Raw genomic sequence first — 18,038 nt, 5'->3', positions numbered from 1 at the left:
CTGTTATCGCGACTGAGGGCGGCATGGGTGTCACACACTCCCGAAATGAAACGCCCTCGCTTGGGCGCGACAGGCTCCAACGTCCGACGCCATCAGCGGACTACGCGTACGGGCACACGGGAGTATCCCGCGACGTTTTGCATGGTTACCTTCTGCAGACTGTCCCAGTCGACTTCGTATTGGGGCATGAAGTCGAGAAGATGTTCCAGTGCAACTGCGGCTTCCAGACGTGCGAGCGCAGCGCCGAGACAGCTGTGGATGCCGTAGCCGAGCCCGAGGTTCTGAGCCTTGGACCGGTCACGGTCGATATCAAAGGCTTCGGGGTCGCTAAAGGCTTCAGGGTCACGGTTGGCGGCGGCACCCATGAGGAAGACGGGCTTGCCGGCGGGGATGGTGCCGCTGGGAAGATGAGCTTCTCTCAGCGTGTAACGGACGTTGTATTGAACGGGTCCGACGTAGCGCAGCAGCTCCTCAACCGCATCGGGAATCTTCGTACGGTCGTCGAGAAGTTTCTGCCATTGATCCGGGTTCTGGGCGAATACGACGGCCGCGCTGCCGATCAGTTTGGTGACCGTCTCGGCGCCGGCGCCGCCGAGAAGAACTGCGAAGCCGGTGATTTCCTCGTCATCGAGGCGACCAGGCTGACCGTCCTCACGGGTGATCTCAGCAGAGATCAACCGACTAATCATGTCGTCTTCCGGGTTGGCCCGGCGTTCTTGAACGAGGCCGTAGTAATAGACGGCGGCCTCGATATTGGCCTTCATGTTGGTTTCGTTCCACTCGAGTTGCCCGGGGTCGCGGTGCAGGCTGGTGTCTATCCAGTGGCGGACCTGCTGGCGATATTCGGCGGGAACACCGGCCATTCTGGTGATGACCTCAACGGGAAACGGTCCAGAGAAATCCTGGACCACGTCGAAGTGGTCGGGGTCTGCCTTCGAGAGGTAGTGGCCGACGACCTCGATGACCGTGGCTTTCTGGGACTGCATGGCCCGGGGAGTAAAGGCCTTGTTCAGCAGACTGCGCATGGCACGGTGATCGGGAGGATCCATGAGGATGATCATCTTGTGCGGTACGTCTCCGGTGCGCACCATCGCAAGGTCGAGTCCTCTTGCAGAGGAGAATGATTCGTGATCCTTGAAGGCCGCCGCGACGTCATCATGACGGGTGATCGCGTAAAAGTCTTCGGTCTCGTTGTAGTACAGCGGTGCTTCGGCGCGCATACGCCGGTACAACGTATAGGGATCACGGAAGAATTCATCCGAGACAGGATCAAACACCAGCTGCGAATCGCTCATGAATCACTCCTAATTCGAGATGCACCAGACACGCGAAGGTCCGAGACAAGTGTCATGTTCGGACGGTCGTCTGCACCAGGGTGTCGAATTCGATTGGCAGACTTGTGGGTCCGCTCATGCCGAGCAATGGCCTCCATGGCGCGGGGCCGACAAGGCGCGGGTTGAGCATCCTGTGTGCCAGGATCTTGAGTGCCTCACTAAGTTCCCGACGGGCCAAGCTCGCTCCCAGACAGTAGTGGACGCCCCCACCGAATGTCAGGATCGGCGGCGGGTCGTCGCGCGTGATGTCGAAGCGGGTCGGATCGTCGTAGATGGCCGGGTCACGGTTGGCGGCGTACGTGTTTACGAGGATGAATGTGCCAGCGGGAAAGGTGTATTCACCGACTGTCACGTCGTCGGTGACACTGCGCAGCGTGCTGCACATCGAAGGTGAATGGCGCATCGTCTCCTCGACGGCATTCATCGCCAACTCGGGACGGTCTCGAAGCACTGCCATCTGGTCGGGGTGCTCGCAAAGAACCTGCATCGACGCAGCCAACTGGGTTCGGGTGGTATCCGTCCCGGCCAGCAGGATACTGAAGGCCAGCATGCTCACTTCCTGGCCGTTGAGCCGGTCGCCGTCGACTTCTGCTCGAATGAGTTCGGAGAGAAGATCGTTGGTCAGCTGCTTCCGACGGTCGGCGATCATGTCGTCGACGTAGGCGTTGAACTCGTCCCACGCTTTCAGCACGGCGGGTTCCTCTTCGGCGAGGTTGACGTCGAAGCTAACAATCTTGAAGATGTCTTCGGCCCACCTCGCGAACTGCTTCCAGTCCGCCCGGGGAGCGCCGAGTAGCGCACAGATGACCGGGATCGGGTATGGGCGCGCGATCTGCTCGACGAACTCGCAGTGCCCCTCTGATTCGACCGCATCGGTGAGTTCATTGATGACGGAGTGGATGGTTTCGTCCATCCCCGCGGTCGCGCGAGGTGTGAACGCTCTTGACACTAGGCTGCGCAAGCGGCGGTGCTCCTCGCCTTCCATGCAGAGGATGCTGCGAGTCACCCTGTCCCACAGTTCACCTGATGTCACGCCGCGGGCGGTGAGGTGAATGCCCGGTGGAATACCGAAACGAGGATCGCCCAGAATCGTCCTGGCCAGATCGTAGGTCAATACTTCAGGCCCAATGGGGCCCAATGCGATTGGCGCCCGCTGCTGCGCCGATCGAAACTGGGGATAGATGTCCTGCGGGGTCGCCGTGAAGTCATAGTCGAGCGTGGGGAGCCCGGCGTCGAAGACGCTCGGCTTGGAGGTTCGGACGGTCATGAAATCTCCATGGCGGTCGAAGTCGTGACGAATCGCAGGGGTAACTCCGTCAACGTGCACGTAGCGGATGGCCATTTGATTGCGGGAACGAATCCGGGCGCCAACTCGAACTCTGGTATCCGGTCCAGCCATTGGGTGACCACGATCTTCAGTTCCATCCGGGCTAGATGAGCGCCAAGGCACCGGTGCGGACCACCACCGAAGCCCCAGTGCTTGTGCACCTTGCCATCCAGCACGATGTCATTGCCGGACAGTGCGTCGCTCCCGTCGCGATTCATTGCGCCGATGCACAGCCGAACATCCGCGCCGGCAGGCAGAGGGACGCCTGCGACGGTCACCGGTCGCGTAGTCACGCGACCAAGCAGGGGTGCCGGCGGTTCAAGTCGAATCATTTCCTCGACGAAGGCCCCCACCTGGTCGGGATTTTCCCGTAGCGAGACGCGCAGCTCGGGCCGTCGAGCCAGCTCCAGGATGGTCGCACCGATGGTTGACGTGACGGTGTCCAGCCCGGCGAGCACGAAGACGAGCGACAGACCGATTGCTTCGTTGTCGGTAAGCGGCTCCTCGGCGTGTAGGAGGTGCGACAGGATTCCGTTGCCGGGGCTTTGTCGTTGTGCTTGAACGGCTTCCGTGAGGTAGGTGAACAGCTCCACAGCCGGCGTCAGGTCTGGGTTCGTGACCAGGCCGAGCTCAATGACGGCGTCCTTCCACGTGATGAGGCGCTTCATGTCCTGGAGGGGTAGGCCGAAAAGAGTGAGGAAGACTTGAGACGGATACGGCGTTGCCAGGTCGGCCATCACTTCGCACTCAGCTCGCTGTGCGATCAGTTCGATGATTTCGGCAGCTTGAGCCTGCAACGACGGCAGTACCGATCCGAGTGTCTGTGGGCTGAAGAATGGATGCAGAATCCTGCGATAGCGGGTGTGCTCCGGCGGATCAAATCCGAGGGGTACGAGGGGAACCGCGCTGATCATATCGTCGTAGCCGGTCTTCGACGAGAAGACCTCGGGGTCACGCAGTGCCGCAAGGATCTCCTCCCGTCGCGTGAGATAGAAGCAGTTCTCTCCCTCAACCACTGGCCCGAGGTCGCGCAACGTGGCCCATCCAGTGCCTCGGTCGTGCGACATCGGAATTTGGCCGTAGAGGATCTTTGGTAGCGGCAGTCCTGCGACGGTTTCGGTCATGGCAGATCCTGTGGCCTTTCACGGTAAGTTGGTGTCCAACAGGGTCAATGGCAGGCCGAACACGGACAAGTCGATCTCTTCGAGGTGAGTTCCGCTGCCTTGGAGGCGCTGTCGGAAGCGAACGGCGGCGCCGTGTCGTTCGGCGACCGCCTCGGCGTCGGAGGCGGTCGGCACCCGGACCACCACGGTGTAGATGCCGTCGCCATTGGTTTCCAGGAACTCGTTCACCGATGCGGCAACCGCACCGGTCGATCCGGGGATCGGGCTGATGAGTTCTATCCCTCGGTCCCAGTCCAGGGCGATGCGCAGTCCGGCTTCAGTGAGTTCGCCGGGCTGCAGCGCGAAACCGAGGTCGTTGAAGAACCGTGCCACTATGTCGTGGCGGTTCGGTGCGACGGCGAACACAACGTGGTGCAGCGATGGCGACGTGTGCTCCGCTGTCATTTGCGGACCAGTCCGCGGGGTTGAACCAAACCAAGGTCTAGGTGGGTTACCCAGCCCGGTGCGGCGTCGCAGACATCCGGAATCGCGTTGATGGCGCCCATCGCTGTCCAGCTATAGCCGGGGTGCACCATCGCGCCGTCCAGCGGGTCGACGCCTTCTAGTGTGAGCTCGGTCGGCGGGTCTCCCTCAATGACAATCCGATAGCGTGTCTTGCCCCAGTCCCACGCCGGCTCGAGTTGGCCGGGACCACCTGTCGTGTAGATGGCGTGAAAGACGATGAACGGCCGACCGTCAACCCACGCCGTCCATTCGTGATGTTGAGCTGCCACCGACCCTTGGGGGATCGCACCGAGTGGGTGCGGAATGTCTTCAGTCGCGGTCGCTGCATTCAGGTCCGCAGTGACCTCATCGATCGTGACTCCGAGGCCGTCGGCGATCATGTGCATCGACTGCGCAAAGAACGGCACACCAAGTCCCAAAAGTGTTGGCTCTGAGAGAAATACCTCTCTCTCCTTGCCGAAGCCCATCCAGTCGATGTGGTCCAGCGGTGCGTCAGTGAGCACGTTGACGACTTCGAAGACGAGGATCTTGTCGATCCTGCTGGCCACGCGGGCCAGCGTGAGCGGCAGGACGTCGCCGGCGTACCCGGGATGGATGCCGCCGCCGTGGAATGAGGTTCCCCCTTCTTCACATGCGGCCCGAATCAATTGCCCCGGTTCGTCGAAGTCTGGCGAAGGATGGAAGAAGCCGCTGGTGGTGACGACGTTCTTGCCCGACCGCAGAAGCCGACAGACGGTGTCGACATCCATGATGACCGGTGTGTAGAACACACAGTCGGCCTCCAAGGCGATGACAGCGTCGACATCGTCGGTCGTCGTAACGCCGAGCGGTCCGATGCCGACGATCTCACCCGCGTCCTTGCCGACCTTCTCCTTGCTGTGCACCAGAACTCCGACGAGGTCGTACACGGGGCAGTCCGCGAAATGCCGAACGCCCACCTGCCCGACATCACCGGTCATCCACTGGATGACTCGGTAGGTCTTCTGTGGCACGGGAGCACCCTTTCAGCTTGTGGCGAGAACGCCGCGCGGAAGTAACAGCGGCAAGTCGTTGTACGTGGCGATGCCGGGGGGCGCCGCGACGACGGCGGGTATCGCGGTGATTGCGGGCATGGCGGTGATGGTCAGCCCGAGCATGATGAAGTCGTCGAGCGAGTCGGCGACGAAATCCGGCGGTGGCTCGAAGCTCAGTGTGCTCTTGATCGTCGGCCGGCCCTCGACCGTGATGGTGTAGCCGAATCCCGTCGACCAGACCGGTTCCAGCGATTGACCTTTGGTCCAGATGCCGCGGATCTCGATGACCTCGCGGTTGTTGAGGATGCCCTTCCACCGAACGTCGATGCCCGCGACGCATCCGGCCTTGATGGCCCAGTCGCCGGGAAGTTGCAGATCTTCAGTTGTCTGTGCGTACTCGGCCTCACACCGCACCTCGTCGAGTTGCGCTCCGAGTGCGTCAGCGACCAGCAGCACCGCCTCTCGGAAGATGCCGGATCCCTTTTCGGTGATGCTGTTGAGGTCTGGCTCGTCGATGGGATAGCCGAAACCCATGGGGATTTCAGTCGCGGGAGAGTCGTAGATCGTCGTGTCAAAGGATTCGACTATGGAAATCCGATCCACCCGATCGGAAAGTCCAGCCGTGACGATTGCAAACAACTGAATGAAGCCGGGATTGATGCCGCTGCCGAAGATGGTCGAGCCACCCAGTTCGCATGCTTGCGCGATACGGTCGCGGTCGGTGCCCATTTGGTGGCCGGTGATGAATTCGGATGTCGTCACCACATTGATTCCTGTGCTGAGGATGCGCACCAGCTCATCGACGTCGGCGAACATCGGGTTGTAGACGACGCAGTCGGGTTTGAGGGCAAGTAGCGCGTTGACATCCGCGGTGGCGTGTACACCCAGTGGTCCGATTCCGCATAGCTCGCCTACGTCGCGACCGACTTTGTCGGGGGACCACGCGTAGCACCCGACAAGTTTGAGTGACGGATTCTCGGCTATGGCGTGGATCGATTTCTTCCCGACATTCCCCGTCGTCCACTGCACAACTCGGTACGTCACTTGCGGTTCCCTGTCGTAAGAACTCCGCGACCCACGATGGTGGGTAAATCCAGAAAGGTACGTATGCCGGGGCTGGCGCCACACACCGGTGCAATCGCGTGGACGGCATGCATGGCGGTGCCCAAGCAGCTCTGGTCGGTGTCGTCCTCGTCGTGAATTGCGATGCGCGATTCCAGCACCATCGACGGAAGGCCTTCAACGGTCACCTTCCAGCCGCGACCGTCTGGCCAGTCTGGCGCCTGGTCGGCTCCTAGTCGCGTGATGTGCTCCACGGTGAGGGCCTGCCGGCCCTCGATGATGGCCGAGTACGAGAACCGCTGTGCTGAAACGGTTCCAGCCTCGATGCGTCCTGCCTTGACTTCGATCGGCTTGTCGGTAGTCGCGACTTGGCGATCCCACACAAAGTCTTCGATGGAGGCCCCAAGACCGTCGGCAAGCAGCATCAGCGAACCCTTGAATGACATTGCGCCGACCGAGGGTTCGTCCATCGGTACTCGTTCGTCGGGCTGCTTACCGAATCCCATGACGTCGAATAGGACGAACGGTACGGCGTAGGTGGAATAGTCCATTAGCTCTTGCACAACTAATGAGTCGATGTGCCGGAACAGGCCGGACATCGTCAGCGGCAGAACCTCCGCAGCCCATCCGGGCTCAATGCCGGTGCCATGAAACGACGTTTGGCCTTCGTCGCATGCGCTTTCGAGGCGTTCGAGTACGTCATTGGCGGTGCTTTCGGGGTAGATCCACGCCGTGACGGCCGTGGACACCACGTTCTTTCCGGACGCCAGGAGACGACAGACGTCGTCAAGTGCGGCCGACGGATTCCAGTCGCCCTGGGCCATGTAGAGCACACAGTCGGCATCCAGTCCTAGAACAGCGTCGATGTCGGACGTTGCCGTGATACCGATCTCACCGATTCCGGCAATCTCGCCGACGTCTAGTCCCGCCTTGTCGCCGCTGTATACCAGCGCCCCTACCAGTTCGAGGTCTGGATGCTCGTGTACAGCGGCGATGGCGTGCTTGCCGACATTGCCAGTGGCCCACTGGATTACCCGCAGTTGTCTCATGGTGTCCGGCTGCCGAATCACTGAGCAGCTTTGCGGGCCTCGCGCTCCTCGTGGATGCGCACCAGTTCGCGGAAGCCAATGCGCTTGTACTCTGGGACCGGTTGGATGCCCCATTTGTCCTGAGCGGTTTCCTTGGCCTCGGCGCCTTCGGGCGGCCCGAACGCGGGGTAGGGGACCTGGCATTCCAGCGTGTCATCGGAGTAGCGGACCTTGAGTAGCTCACTGCAGATCTCGGTGAGGCTCAACGTCGGGTAGCCGTAGTACACCGCCATGAATGGCAGAGTGAAGGCGCCTTCGATCACCAGCGCTATCAGACAGACCAGAACCCCACGCTTTATGTACTTGTGCATGCGCGCGTAGTACGGCGTGGTGCCCGGTGGCAGATCTTCGGCCGGGGTGTCTTCCTCGGTCGGTGTGGAGGTAGTCATTATCGTGCTCCTTAGGCCAATTCAGTCGGAGAAGATTTCGCGATTTACCGTGTGCAGGTAGGGAATCGCCAAGAAGGGCGTGATGTAGAAGATGTCGAAGATCCACCAGCCCACGACCGGGAAAATGGTGCCTGCGTATCGGACATCTGCGTAGAGCGTCATGTTGAACACATAGGTAACCCAGATCACCACACCCATCCAGCAGGTGATGATCATCCACTGGTGGCCCCAGCGCTTCATCTGGAGGAACCCGATAGCGGCAGCCACGCGCATCGCGAACACGGTGAGAATGAAGCCGAACACGAACGACTTCTCACCCGGCCCGGCGGCGCCACCGAGCCAGAGCTCGTTGTAGTGCCAGAAGTACCCGCCGTCGAACAGGTAGCCCCAACCGGCCGTCAATACGCGGTTGATCAGCGTGTGATTGGCGAGCCAGTCTAGGCCCCAACCCAGCGTGTTGAGCATCCCATCGATCATCACCAGGTAGCCGATCAGTGTGACGATCATGGGCCGCATGGTAAGACCCGCGTTCGCCGCCTGCCGCTGCAGCCAGATGCCACGCATGAAGATCGGGAACCCGAAGATCCCGGGCGCCCAGCATCCCATCAGGCCGGCGCCGATGATCATCCACTTGTCGGCGCGGCGTTGTGCGAGCCGTGATTCCTCGTCATGCTCTTCGAGACTGCCGGAGCTGCTGGGTTTCAAGGTGCCTTTCGGTACAGCAGCCCGCTTGGTCCGCGAAAAGCGATCAGCCAGAGGGATGTTCACAGATCCCACCACCCGCGTGCGAAGGACATGTATAGCTGAATGGAGAACATCAACAGCAGATATCCGTAGATGACCACCTGGAAGATGATCAGCGCTCTCTTGCGCTTTCGTTCTTTTTGATCCACCATGTTCCGTTCCTTCCTAGAGTGGTGCGCTCGAGTTGTCCGTAGCTGCCAGACTGGCAATGGCGACCTCACGCAGGCCGTCGGTGATCGCGCCGTCGGTGGAAAGCGGAGCCAGGACGCACGCCTCGGCCGCTTCCAATTCCGTAGCCCCGACTACGATTAGCTGCGCTGCGGTGACCAGGACGCGAGTTGACGGTGGCTCAAAATGAAACGCCGCGTCAGCGGTCCTGATAGCGGTGGCGCAGTTGACAAGCCGACGCGCGCTGGCCAATTCGATGCCTGATTCGGCGACGATCACCTCCGCTTCGCGGTCGGCTGGCAGATACCGCATCGGCAGCGTGACGAAGCGCTGGCGGAAGGATGGCTTGAGCTCCTTCAGCGAGCTGCGATAGGCAGGGTTGTAGGAGCACACGAGCATGAACGAGTCGGGCGCTTGCACAATCTCACCCGCACGATCGAGATACAGCGCGCGGCGATGGTCGGTCAACGAGTGCAAGATGGCCAACGAATCGTGGCGGGCTTCAACGACCTCGTCGAGATAGCAGATCGCCCCCGCTTTGACGGCGCGGGTTAGCGGCCCATCGGTCCACACGACGTCGCCGCCGGTCACCATGAATCGGCCGACGAGGTCTGAACTGGTGAGATCGTCATGGCAGCTGATCGTGACCACCGGCCGCCCCAACAGTGACCCCATATGCTCCACCAGACGCGTCTTGCCGCATCCGGTAGGGCCCGTCAGCATCACAGGAAGGCGCCTTTGGTGCGCTTGCTCGAACAGCTGGACTTCCTTGCCGTTCGAGTAATAGATGTCGGTGCTCAATTCTTCTCCATGTGTTTGGTCGGTCATGCGCCTACGAGTTCGCGATGAACGCTGGCTAGTACCCGGGGCAGTTCCTCGACCCGCCGGATACGTTGGGAGCGGCGGGGTCCGAACACTTCTGGTAGCGGATCGACGCGAGTGGGCCCGACGCCGATGTAGTAGATGGAGACGCCTGCTTCGTTGGCCTCCTCGACGGCGTGCGCCGCGTCAGACCAGGCGTACCGGCCCTCGTATCCCTCGTCGGAGATCAAGCCGTCGCCGATGACGATGAGCAGACGGCGCTCGGATGGCTGCGCCAACAGCCGACTGGTCAGGTGCCGGATCGGAGCACCCAGTCTGGTGTATCCGCCCGTCGACAGGCCAAGGCTGCCTGGCGGGACGAACCGTCGGTCTGGGAAGTCCTTGAGGCAAGAAACCTCGACCCGGTGTCGCGTGTTACCGGTGAAGACGAAGATGCCGTGACGTTCGCGCGCGAGTGTCATCGCCCGCGACAGCGCGTCGGCGCATGCCAATTCGAGCTTGAAGATCTTGCCCCCATGGATGCCCAACGAAGAGCTGCCATCGAGAAGTAGGGCTGTGGTGACGTCGCGACTGCTGGGTAACAGTTCGCGGAAGATCCGGGGTTCGATCGCTTCGCCAGTGGTCAAGTCGATGTAGTGACTTACGTACTGCTCTACGTCCAGATCCGACCCGTCTTCGAGACGGTTCTTCATGGCGCGATGAGTGCACTGCTGGAACCATTTCTGTAGTTCCGCCGAGGCGGCAGGCGGCCGGTTGGTACGGCTGGAATGGGTGTGTTCCAGCACGGCAACGTGATTCGGCATGAAGCTCGTCGTCCATGCGTTCCATTCGGGATAGGGGATGCCTGGCCGGTGCTCCGGGGTGACGTCGAGATCGTTCTCATGGGGACGACTGGGTGGGGGCAGATTGGTGTTGCGGACGCCTCCGTCGCCACCGGCGGGCATGGTATGTGCTCCTGGCTTCCGCTTCTGGTTCGTGGTCCACGGCAGTCTGCCGAGCGTGCGGCGCAGCTTGTCGGATATCTGTTGCGGCGACGTGTGCGCTGCGGGCAATTTGCCCATCAGGGGATGTAGGACGAGGGGCTGCTTCGTACGCGCCAGGGCTATCGCGCGATTGAGCATGTCGTCGGCGTTCAGGTCACCCGGCAGGGTCTCGAAGTCTGTGATGACGCGTCGCAATTCGGGGGTGAGCCCGGGCCAGGTCGAAGCGATCCAGCCCATGGCGACGCGGGCCTCGACGAGGGTGAGAGCAATGAGCTCACGTACGGACAGTTGGTGAAGTCGATACTCCAGCACTCGTTCTTTGGACGGCGAACATTGCACCGCCACAGCGCAAGTCACGGTCGTACGGTTCCAGTCCCGCTCGGTTTGGGGGTAAGGCACGTACACGAAATCAAGATTCGAACTCAGACCGAACTCGCGATTGACGCCTGTCACCAATCGCACTCCCTCCCGGCGTTGTCCGCTCAGCGCAACTGCCGTCAAGGAGCAACTTCGCTCAAGCGCCATCGCATGGGCATCCGTCAGCTCAACCATGGCGTGCGTCCCGGCGAGGCGACTCGGCTGTGATCAGAAGGTGCCGATGTTGGAGAACAGCCAGTACCAGAACCAGATGATCAGGACGACCCCGCCCCATGCGAAGACGTAGCGAAGAATCTCGAAGACCCAGTCCATGTTTAGACCTCTTTCTTGTCGGTTTATCCGTGCACGCGGTAGTCATCGAGCACCCAAGCCGTGCATCGCCGTGGTTATCAAGCCAGTCAGCAAGGTGGCGCGTGAGCCGCGGCTGTCGGTGGTGGTCAGCACGCCGTAGATGCCGAGAAGGAAGAAGGTCGCAGTGAAGAAAACGTCTACGTCCGGATGGACCACTACGTCTCGCCGCGCGCGCTCGAGCTCGCGAACCAACAGCACGACGACCGGATGATCGGTCCAGTCGTCAGCGTACGGACGCGATGGCGAGAAGTGCAGCGCCAGTAGTTCCTTGCACAATGTGGCACCGAGACGTTCCTCCAGTCCCGTGACGAGCTGGACCACCTTCGTTAACGTGGCCTTGAGATCGTGGTCTTCCCCTAAGAACCTCGCGAATTCGGTTGCCATGCGGGCCTCTTCGCGATTCTCCAACTCGAGCAGGACGTGCTCTTTGGTGGGGAAGTGGAAGTAGAAGGTGCCGTGGGCGACCCCAGCGGCGGCAACGATGGCCGCCACATCCGCCGCGCCCATTCCTGAGCGCTTGAACTCGGCTATGGCCGCGCCGAGGATCCGCTGGCGCGTCTGCTCCCGACGTGCTCCCCGCACGGAGTGCCTGACTTGTGACGCCATCGCTTCTTTGTAATCCAATGACTGACCTAAGTCAACAACAGTTCAGCATGTGCACCCCGCCTCTAGCGCGTGATCGAGAGGATGGAACCGGCACGCACGGTGGGATCCGCAGTGGTTGCAGCGCTATCAATTGAGATTCTTGGTTAGCTGAAGCCGCTTGTGCTGGCTAGAAGCCGGCGGCCTCTAAGTAACTCGTAGGACACGGGTCAATCGGAGAAGAGCTCGCGATTCACCGTGTGCAGATAGGGAATCGCCAAGAACGGGGTGATGTAGAAGATGTCGTAGAGCCACCAACCGACCACGGGCAGGATGACGCCTGCGAAACGCACATCGGCGTACATGGTCATGTTGAACACGTAAACGCACCAGATGAGCACGCCCATCCAGCAGGTGATGATCATCCACTGGTGGCCCCAGCGCTTCATCTGCAGGAAGCCGATCGCCGCGGCGATTCGCATGGTGAAGACGGTGAGGATCATCCCGACTTCCATGGCCTTCTCGCCCGGGCCGGCAGCACCGCCGAGCCACAGCTCGTTGTAGTGCCAGAAGTACCCGCCGTCGAACATTGCGCCCCAGCCGTTCAACAGGATTCGAGCCAGGATCGTGTGGTTGGCCACCAGGTCGAGCGCCCAGCCCACAGTGTTGATGGCGGCATCGATGATCACGAGATATCCGAGCAGCGTGACCAACATCGGCCGAACCGTCAACCCGCCCCGCTGAGCCTTGCGTAGGAGCCAGACGCCCCGTAGGAAGAGGGGAAGTCCGAAGATGCCCAGGGCGGCGGTGCCGATCAGGAGGCTGCCCGAGATGAGCCACTTGTCAGCCTGCCGTTGGGCAAGCCGCGATGCCTCCATGTGTTCGTCAAGGCCACTGGCGAACGTATCGGCGGGTGACGTTGCCGCATACGTCTTCGCAGGTGGGACGACAGCCGTCGATCTCCGAAGGTTCACCGGACCCCCTATTCCGAAGCACCCACAGTCGGCGATTGCTATGCGGGACGAGCCCGTCTGGTCGTGCTTGGCGGTTCCATGCTGCGCATCGTCTTCGAAACGTAGTCATCGACCAGGGCGCGGCGCGTCGGCCATTCGAGCGTGGTGACCAACAGCGCATAAAGCCCCAGCAAGAAGAACACCGCGTTGTTCATCGGGTCGATCTTCGGATCGATATCGCCCCGATCACGCGCCTGCTCGATCTGTTGGGCGACCAGGACGATCACAGGGTGGTCGTTGCCATCTTCCAGAGGGGGGCGGGTCTGTGAAAAGTGGAGGGCTAGAAAGTCCTTGAACAGTACGTCGCCAAGTCGGCGCTCCAACCCCAGCACCAACCGCACGGATTCCTCGAGCACGTCTGACAGGCCGCGGCGCGTCTTCAGGAACTGGTTGAACTGTTTGACGATGCGTTCTTCTTCTCGGCGCTCGAGTTCGAGGAGCACATGTTCCTTCGTTGGGAAATGAAAGAAAAACGTCCCGTGCGCGACGCCGGCTGCCGTCACTATCGCTCCGACGTCGGCGTCTGCCATACCCGAGCGCTTGAACTCGGCGATGGCGGCGCCCAACAGGCGCTCCCGCGTCTGTAGCCGCTTGGTCTCGCGCGTCGAGGAACCGTCAGTTACGGCCATCCCTGTCCTTTGCACTCTTGTTCGACTCATCGGGAGTCTCAGCAGTGGATTTCCACGACAGTATCGCGAAACGGACTAGCGCGGCCGATTCAGGGGCAGTCGGGCCTCGATATGGCACCTTTGCTGGGTGTAACTGTTGAAAACTCCCATGGCGGCGACCTTGGACGAGGGTGGCCTTCGTTTCGAGGGCCAGCCGTGCCTGTTTCAAAGCCATGCTTGGTCATCGAGCCAGACTTCGGTCATTGACGTAGGTCAATTAGGTACGTTAGATGAAGCCGACATGGTCACGTGAGTTTGCGAAGGAGTTCGTGTGGCGCTGGAGCAGTTCGATCTGGGCGGACAAGTCGCAATCGTGACCGGCGCAGGCAAGGGTGTCGGCCAAGGCATAGCAAGAGTTCTGGCCGAAGCCGGGGCAACTGTCGTCGGCACCGCGCGGACCGAGTCCGACATCGTCGGGACGATTGACGGCATAGAGGAGGCCGGGGGCAAGGGATTGGCGATGGTCGCTGACGCCACGAGCCGGCCTGACGGCGAGCGCGTCGTCCGAACTGCCATGGATCACTTCGGGCGCATCGACATCCTCGTCAACAACGTGGGCGGGTCCACCTACGCACGCTTCCTGGACATCACCGACGAGGATTTCAGACACACCTTTGATTGGTGCGTCACGTCGGCCTTCATCATGAGCCAGCTTGCGGCGCCACACATGCTCGAAGCTGGGCACGGATCGATCGTGAATATCTCATCAGGCTCGGCACGCTTCGGTATCCGCGCGCTCACTGCATACTGCGTGGCCAAAGGAGGAATGGAAGCGCTCACTCGGGCAATGGCTCAGGAACTGGCTCCCAAGATTCGGGTGAACGCCATCGCCCTCGGTTCGTTCGCCACCGATGGATTGAAGGGCAGCTTGGATTTGATGCCCGGATCTGTGGAGAAGATGAATGAAGCCACGCCACTCCATCGACTCGGCGACGTCGAGGACCTCGGTCGGCTCTGTGTATACCTAGCCACGCGGGATTGCTACGCCACCAACGCGATCTTCCACGTGGACGGAGGCATCGAATCGAACAACTCGCCGCTGCCGATTCCCGACTACTAGGGCTGAAACGGAGACGAAATGCGAAGAGTCGTACAGGTTTCGACCGGTAATGTGGGGCGCCACTCGCTGCGCGCGCTCATCGGCCGGCCGGATCTGGAGTTGGTCGGGGTGCACGCCGCCAGTCCCAACAAGATCGGGCACGACGCAGCCGAACTGTGTGGACTGACCGACCCGTCGGGCATCATCGCCACAGATGACATCGACGCACTGATAGCGCTAAGGCCCGATTGCGTCGTCTATACCGCACAGGGCGAGACCAGGCCGATGGAAGCCCTCGAGCAGATGTCCATGTTCCTCGCCGCGGGTATCAATGTCGTGGCCACGTCGATGGTGTGGCTGGTAGCTCCTCGCCAGGCTGACGATTGGCTACTGGCGCCGTTGGAACAGGCTTGCACGGCAGGAAATTCCTCGCTTTATGTCAACGGCATCGACCCCGGTTACTCGGGCGACACCGAAGTGCACAGCGCCTTGAGCCTGGTTACCCGCGCGGAGTCGGTCACGGTACAAGAGATCTTTGACTATGCCAATTACGACGACTACGAGTTCACCGGCAAGTCAATGGGTTTCGGGATGACGCCCGATGAAGAGACGCCAATGTTGTTCTTGCCCGGTGTCATCACGAGCATGTGGGGTGGGCCCGTGCGCAACCTCGCCGAACAATTGGGAATCACCCTCGACGAGGTTCGTCAACGAGCCGAGCCGTGGTACGCCGAGCAACGAATCGAATGCAAGATGGCGATTGTCGAGCCCGGACAGATGGCCGCCGCCCGGTTCGCGGCAGAGGGCGTGCGCGACGGGGTTCCGGTGATAACTATGGAGCACATCAATCGGCTCACCTCTGTCGCCGCACCTGAATGGCCATTTCCGCCCGACAACCAAGTGGGCGTCCACCGTGTCGTCGTCGAGGGAGATCCAAGAGTCGAGCTCAACACGCACGTCTCCCACCCGGAGCTTGATTCCACCGATGCCGGGTGCGTGTCGACCGCAGCGCGAGTCGTCAACGTGATCGACTGGATCTGCAGCGCCCCAGCAGGATTGATCTCGATCGAGCAGATTCCACAGGCAGAGGTCATCCGCGGCTTGATGTGGTGATGTCGTCCGGAGGTTGAGCACTCCAGATCGATTGGTGTGACGGAACCGTCCGATCGTTCTTAATCTGATCCACCAGAGGTCCCTCGGCCGCAAGCGCGCGTTGTCGTTATGCCGAGGGCTTTTGCTCAGTCGGATCGCTGCGTTCCTCTCGGGTCGACTCCGCACTGTCTCCGTGACGAATCCGGTATATCGATCCGAGTACCGACGCGACGCCGAGAACGAGGAACGATGCGCCGAGCAGAAGGAACATCAGTCCGCCATGATTAAGGAACGCCACGACGCGCGCAATGCCGAGTCCAACAAGACCTAGTCCACCGATGGTCATCCACTTGGCCTGGCGCGCGGTCGGGGGGACGAATGTACTCAAAACATCCTACTTTCCACGGAACCGGTCGTGGGGATCCCCGCAGCTCCAGAATTCGATGACTTGCATCAGTAACCTTACCGCCGTCCGATTGATTGCGTGGAAACAATCGAGGCGCACCACGGTGTGTGTTCGTTCTGCGGAGCTGCGATGTGACGAGGCCACCGCACTTCAGATCGACGACGTGGAGTTGCTGCCGTGCGCCGACTATGGTTGTCCACCAATGCCATACAGATCGGTAGCGGTCACCAGGCACCCACTACAGAACGCCGCGCGCTCGGTTCCAGCATTCGTCCTCGAGGCTCACGATCAACTCCGCCATCTCCGATCCGGGAAAGCCATCGATCGGCGTCCTCGTTCGTACCCGTGAAGAGCGCGATCTGCGAGGTCTTCAGTGCGTCCCGGGCGTAGGTCACCGCACAATCGCGGGCATGGTGTCCCAGCCGCGCACGGTCGACGTCGGAGACAGCGACGCATTGTCCATGTCGACGTCCCACTCGGGGAACCGCTTCAGCATCTCCTCGAGGGCGATCCGGCCTTCCAACCGGGCCAGGGCCGAGCCGAGGCAATAATGCGTACCGACGCCGAAGGACAGGTGCTGGCGCGCTTCGCGATGAATGTCAAACACATCACCGTCCGGCGGGAACTGGCGCTCATCGCGGACGGCGGCGCCGACCAGCAGCATCATCACACTGCCTTCCGGCACGGTCTCTCCGTACAAGTCGATGTCGCGAGTGACATAGCGGGAAACATGCGGGGCGGGCGGCTCGTAACGCAAGATCTCCTCGATGGCCTTGGGAATCAACGCGGGGTTCTCGACTAGCTCGCGCCTTTGATCGGGATGTTCGGCCAGCACCTTGGCGGCCCAACCAATGAGCCGGGTCGTGGTTTCATTGCCTGCGCCGGCCACCACGTTGAGATAGACCAAGATTTCTTCGCGCCGAAGCTGTCGGACCGTACCAGTCTCGTCGACGAATTCGACGTTGAGCAGTTCGGTCATGATGTCGTCGGACGGGTGGCCAGCGCGCCATTCGATGTATGCCTCGAAGATGCCGCCCGTGAGCATGCCTTCGGCGGCGGCGTCCATCGGTTTACCGGCCTCGGTGCGCAGCGTCGCGTTACCGTAGTCGCGGATCATCTCTTGGTCGTCTTCGGGAATGCCGAGCAGCGAGCTGATCACCTTCATCGGCATCTGCGCGCCGAAGTCGGTGATGAAGTCGAATCGTCCCGCACCGACCAGTGGGTCCAGGCTCTGCGCGCAGAACTCGCGGATCTTGGGCTCGAGTTCGTTGATCTTACGGGGGGTGAACATCCTGGCCAGCAGCTTGCGGTGCATGTCATGGATCGGCGGGTCCTCGAAAATGACAGTGCCCGGGGGGATTTCGATGCCAGCCTTGATCAGCTCGATGATCGCACCCCGTGCCGAACTGAAGGTGTCATGGTCGACCAGTGCTCTGTTGACGTCGTCGTACCGGCTCAATGCGTAGAAGTCGTGCTGCGCGTTGTAGTACAACGGCGCCTCTTCGCGTAGGCGGCGAAACATCGGATACGGGTCCGCGTTGATTTCGACGTCGTATGGGTCGAAGTAGAGCTCGTCGCGGGTGGTATGGACTGTCACGGAATTCGCCCCTCTATATGCGATCAGTTGAATTGGTGGGGTCAGGCTGTCCCCGTCGTTGGTTCCGCTCGGAGAGCTTGTACTTCACCAGCGCGATCAACACCTTGGGATTGCGGGCGACCGCGGCTGAGGCCTGAATCCCCATTTTGGCCCGCTGGCCCAACGTCAGTTCGTGCTCTGGTTCCACTACTTGTCCTCCGTTGCATGTTGATCGATCTGAACACCAGCGGTGAGCCGCACCGCTGAACGGGCGCCGTGCGGTCGAGCTACTGACGCGGCATATCAGCCTTGACTGCTACGGCGCTCAACCGACAGGGGATGCAGAGGACCCACGGGCCGGAAGGGTGATGTCGT

At 61.1% G+C, this 18,038-nt stretch carries 19 protein-coding genes; 3 read left to right on the top strand and 16 right to left on the bottom strand.

Features of this window, described 5'->3' with window-relative positions; genetic code table 11:
- Positions 1–92 precede the first annotated feature (92 nt).
- From SLQ33_RS20155 to SLQ33_RS20085, 15 genes are all read right to left on the bottom strand, one after another.
- The gene (locus tag SLQ33_RS20155; RefSeq protein WP_319455641.1) at positions 93–1,295 is read right to left on the bottom strand and encodes a cytochrome P450; all 1,203 of its coding nucleotides are present in this window, start codon (positions 1,293–1,295) and stop codon (positions 93–95) included.
- Positions 1,296–1,347: 52 nt separating this feature from the next.
- Positions 1,348–2,601 carry a cytochrome P450 gene (locus tag SLQ33_RS20150; RefSeq protein WP_319455916.1) on the bottom strand — a complete coding sequence of 418 codons (1,254 nt, stop codon included), beginning with the start codon at positions 2,599–2,601 and terminating at the stop codon, positions 1,348–1,350.
- Positions 2,598–3,785: a cytochrome P450 gene (locus SLQ33_RS20145; protein ID WP_319455640.1), complete on the bottom strand. Its 1,188-nt coding sequence runs from the start codon at positions 3,783–3,785 to the stop codon at positions 2,598–2,600. The genes SLQ33_RS20150 and SLQ33_RS20145 overlap by 4 nt, the downstream gene beginning before the upstream one ends.
- An 18-nt stretch (positions 3,786–3,803) precedes the next feature.
- Positions 3,804–4,229, bottom strand: a complete 426-nt coding sequence (locus tag SLQ33_RS20140) for a VOC family protein (protein ID WP_319455639.1) — start codon at positions 4,227–4,229, stop codon at positions 3,804–3,806.
- Complete coding sequence (locus SLQ33_RS20135) at positions 4,226–5,281, bottom strand: dihydrodipicolinate reductase (protein WP_319455638.1); 1,056 nt, start codon at positions 5,279–5,281, stop codon at positions 4,226–4,228. Before SLQ33_RS20135 ends, SLQ33_RS20140 begins: the two co-directional genes overlap by 4 nt.
- A gap of 12 nt (positions 5,282–5,293) precedes the next feature.
- Positions 5,294–6,346 (bottom strand): dihydrodipicolinate reductase, encoded by a 1,053-nt coding sequence (locus SLQ33_RS20130; RefSeq protein ID WP_319455637.1) that lies wholly within the window; start codon positions 6,344–6,346, stop codon positions 5,294–5,296.
- The gene (locus SLQ33_RS20125) at positions 6,343–7,413 is read right to left on the bottom strand and encodes a dihydrodipicolinate reductase (RefSeq protein WP_319455636.1); all 1,071 of its coding nucleotides are present in this window, start codon (positions 7,411–7,413) and stop codon (positions 6,343–6,345) included. Before SLQ33_RS20125 ends, SLQ33_RS20130 begins: the two co-directional genes overlap by 4 nt.
- A gap of 17 nt (positions 7,414–7,430) precedes the next feature.
- Positions 7,431–7,841, bottom strand: coding sequence for a hypothetical protein (locus SLQ33_RS20120; RefSeq protein ID WP_319455635.1), 411 nt, complete (start codon positions 7,839–7,841; stop codon positions 7,431–7,433).
- A 21-nt stretch (positions 7,842–7,862) separates the two neighbouring features.
- Positions 7,863–8,609 carry a hypothetical protein gene (locus tag SLQ33_RS20115; RefSeq protein WP_413467675.1) on the bottom strand — a complete coding sequence of 249 codons (747 nt, stop codon included), beginning with the start codon at positions 8,607–8,609 and terminating at the stop codon, positions 7,863–7,865.
- Positions 8,606–8,737, bottom strand: coding sequence for a hypothetical protein (locus SLQ33_RS20110; protein WP_319455930.1), 132 nt, complete (start codon positions 8,735–8,737; stop codon positions 8,606–8,608). The genes SLQ33_RS20115 and SLQ33_RS20110 overlap by 4 nt, the downstream gene beginning before the upstream one ends.
- Before the next feature lie 13 nt (positions 8,738–8,750).
- Positions 8,751–9,554: a CbbQ/NirQ/NorQ/GpvN family protein gene (locus tag SLQ33_RS20105; RefSeq protein WP_319455634.1), complete on the bottom strand. Its 804-nt coding sequence runs from the start codon at positions 9,552–9,554 to the stop codon at positions 8,751–8,753.
- A gap of 23 nt (positions 9,555–9,577) precedes the next feature.
- Positions 9,578–11,110: a MorD protein gene (locus SLQ33_RS20100; RefSeq protein ID WP_319455633.1), complete on the bottom strand. Its 1,533-nt coding sequence runs from the start codon at positions 11,108–11,110 to the stop codon at positions 9,578–9,580.
- Between the two features lie 180 nt (positions 11,111–11,290).
- Entirely contained in the window at positions 11,291–11,893 is a 603-nt protein-coding gene (locus SLQ33_RS20095; RefSeq protein ID WP_319455632.1) for a TetR/AcrR family transcriptional regulator, read from the bottom strand.
- 206 nt (positions 11,894–12,099) lie between these two features.
- Complete coding sequence (locus SLQ33_RS20090; RefSeq protein ID WP_413467676.1) at positions 12,100–12,843, bottom strand: hypothetical protein; 744 nt, start codon at positions 12,841–12,843, stop codon at positions 12,100–12,102.
- 38 nt (positions 12,844–12,881) lie between these two features.
- Positions 12,882–13,511 carry a TetR/AcrR family transcriptional regulator gene (locus SLQ33_RS20085; protein ID WP_319455631.1) on the bottom strand — a complete coding sequence of 210 codons (630 nt, stop codon included), beginning with the start codon at positions 13,509–13,511 and terminating at the stop codon, positions 12,882–12,884.
- A 310-nt stretch (positions 13,512–13,821) separates the two neighbouring features.
- Here SLQ33_RS20085 and SLQ33_RS20080 point away from each other — a divergent pair, with 310 nt between their 5' ends.
- The 3 genes from SLQ33_RS20080 to SLQ33_RS20070 all read left to right on the top strand — a co-directional run bounded on the left by SLQ33_RS20080 (position 13,822) and on the right by SLQ33_RS20070 (position 16,012).
- Positions 13,822–14,610 (top strand): SDR family NAD(P)-dependent oxidoreductase, encoded by a 789-nt coding sequence (locus tag SLQ33_RS20080; RefSeq protein ID WP_319455630.1) that lies wholly within the window; start codon positions 13,822–13,824, stop codon positions 14,608–14,610.
- A gap of 18 nt (positions 14,611–14,628) precedes the next feature.
- Positions 14,629–15,702 (top strand): dihydrodipicolinate reductase, encoded by a 1,074-nt coding sequence (locus SLQ33_RS20075; protein WP_319455629.1) that lies wholly within the window; start codon positions 14,629–14,631, stop codon positions 15,700–15,702.
- 172 nt (positions 15,703–15,874) lie between these two features.
- Complete coding sequence (locus SLQ33_RS20070) at positions 15,875–16,012, top strand: hypothetical protein (protein ID WP_319455628.1); 138 nt, start codon at positions 15,875–15,877, stop codon at positions 16,010–16,012.
- 466 nt (positions 16,013–16,478) lie between these two features.
- Here the strand turns inward: SLQ33_RS20070 and SLQ33_RS20065 are convergent, their stop codons facing one another.
- Positions 16,479–17,609: a cytochrome P450 gene (locus SLQ33_RS20065; RefSeq protein WP_413467680.1), complete on the bottom strand. Its 1,131-nt coding sequence runs from the start codon at positions 17,607–17,609 to the stop codon at positions 16,479–16,481.
- Positions 17,610–18,038 lie beyond the last annotated feature (429 nt).

Origin of the sequence: Mycobacterium sp. RTGN6 (genome assembly GCF_033804605.1) — a bacterium.
Lineage (GTDB): Bacteria > Actinomycetota > Actinomycetes > Mycobacteriales > Mycobacteriaceae > Mycobacterium.
This window is presented reverse-complemented; position numbering and strand designations above follow the sequence as displayed.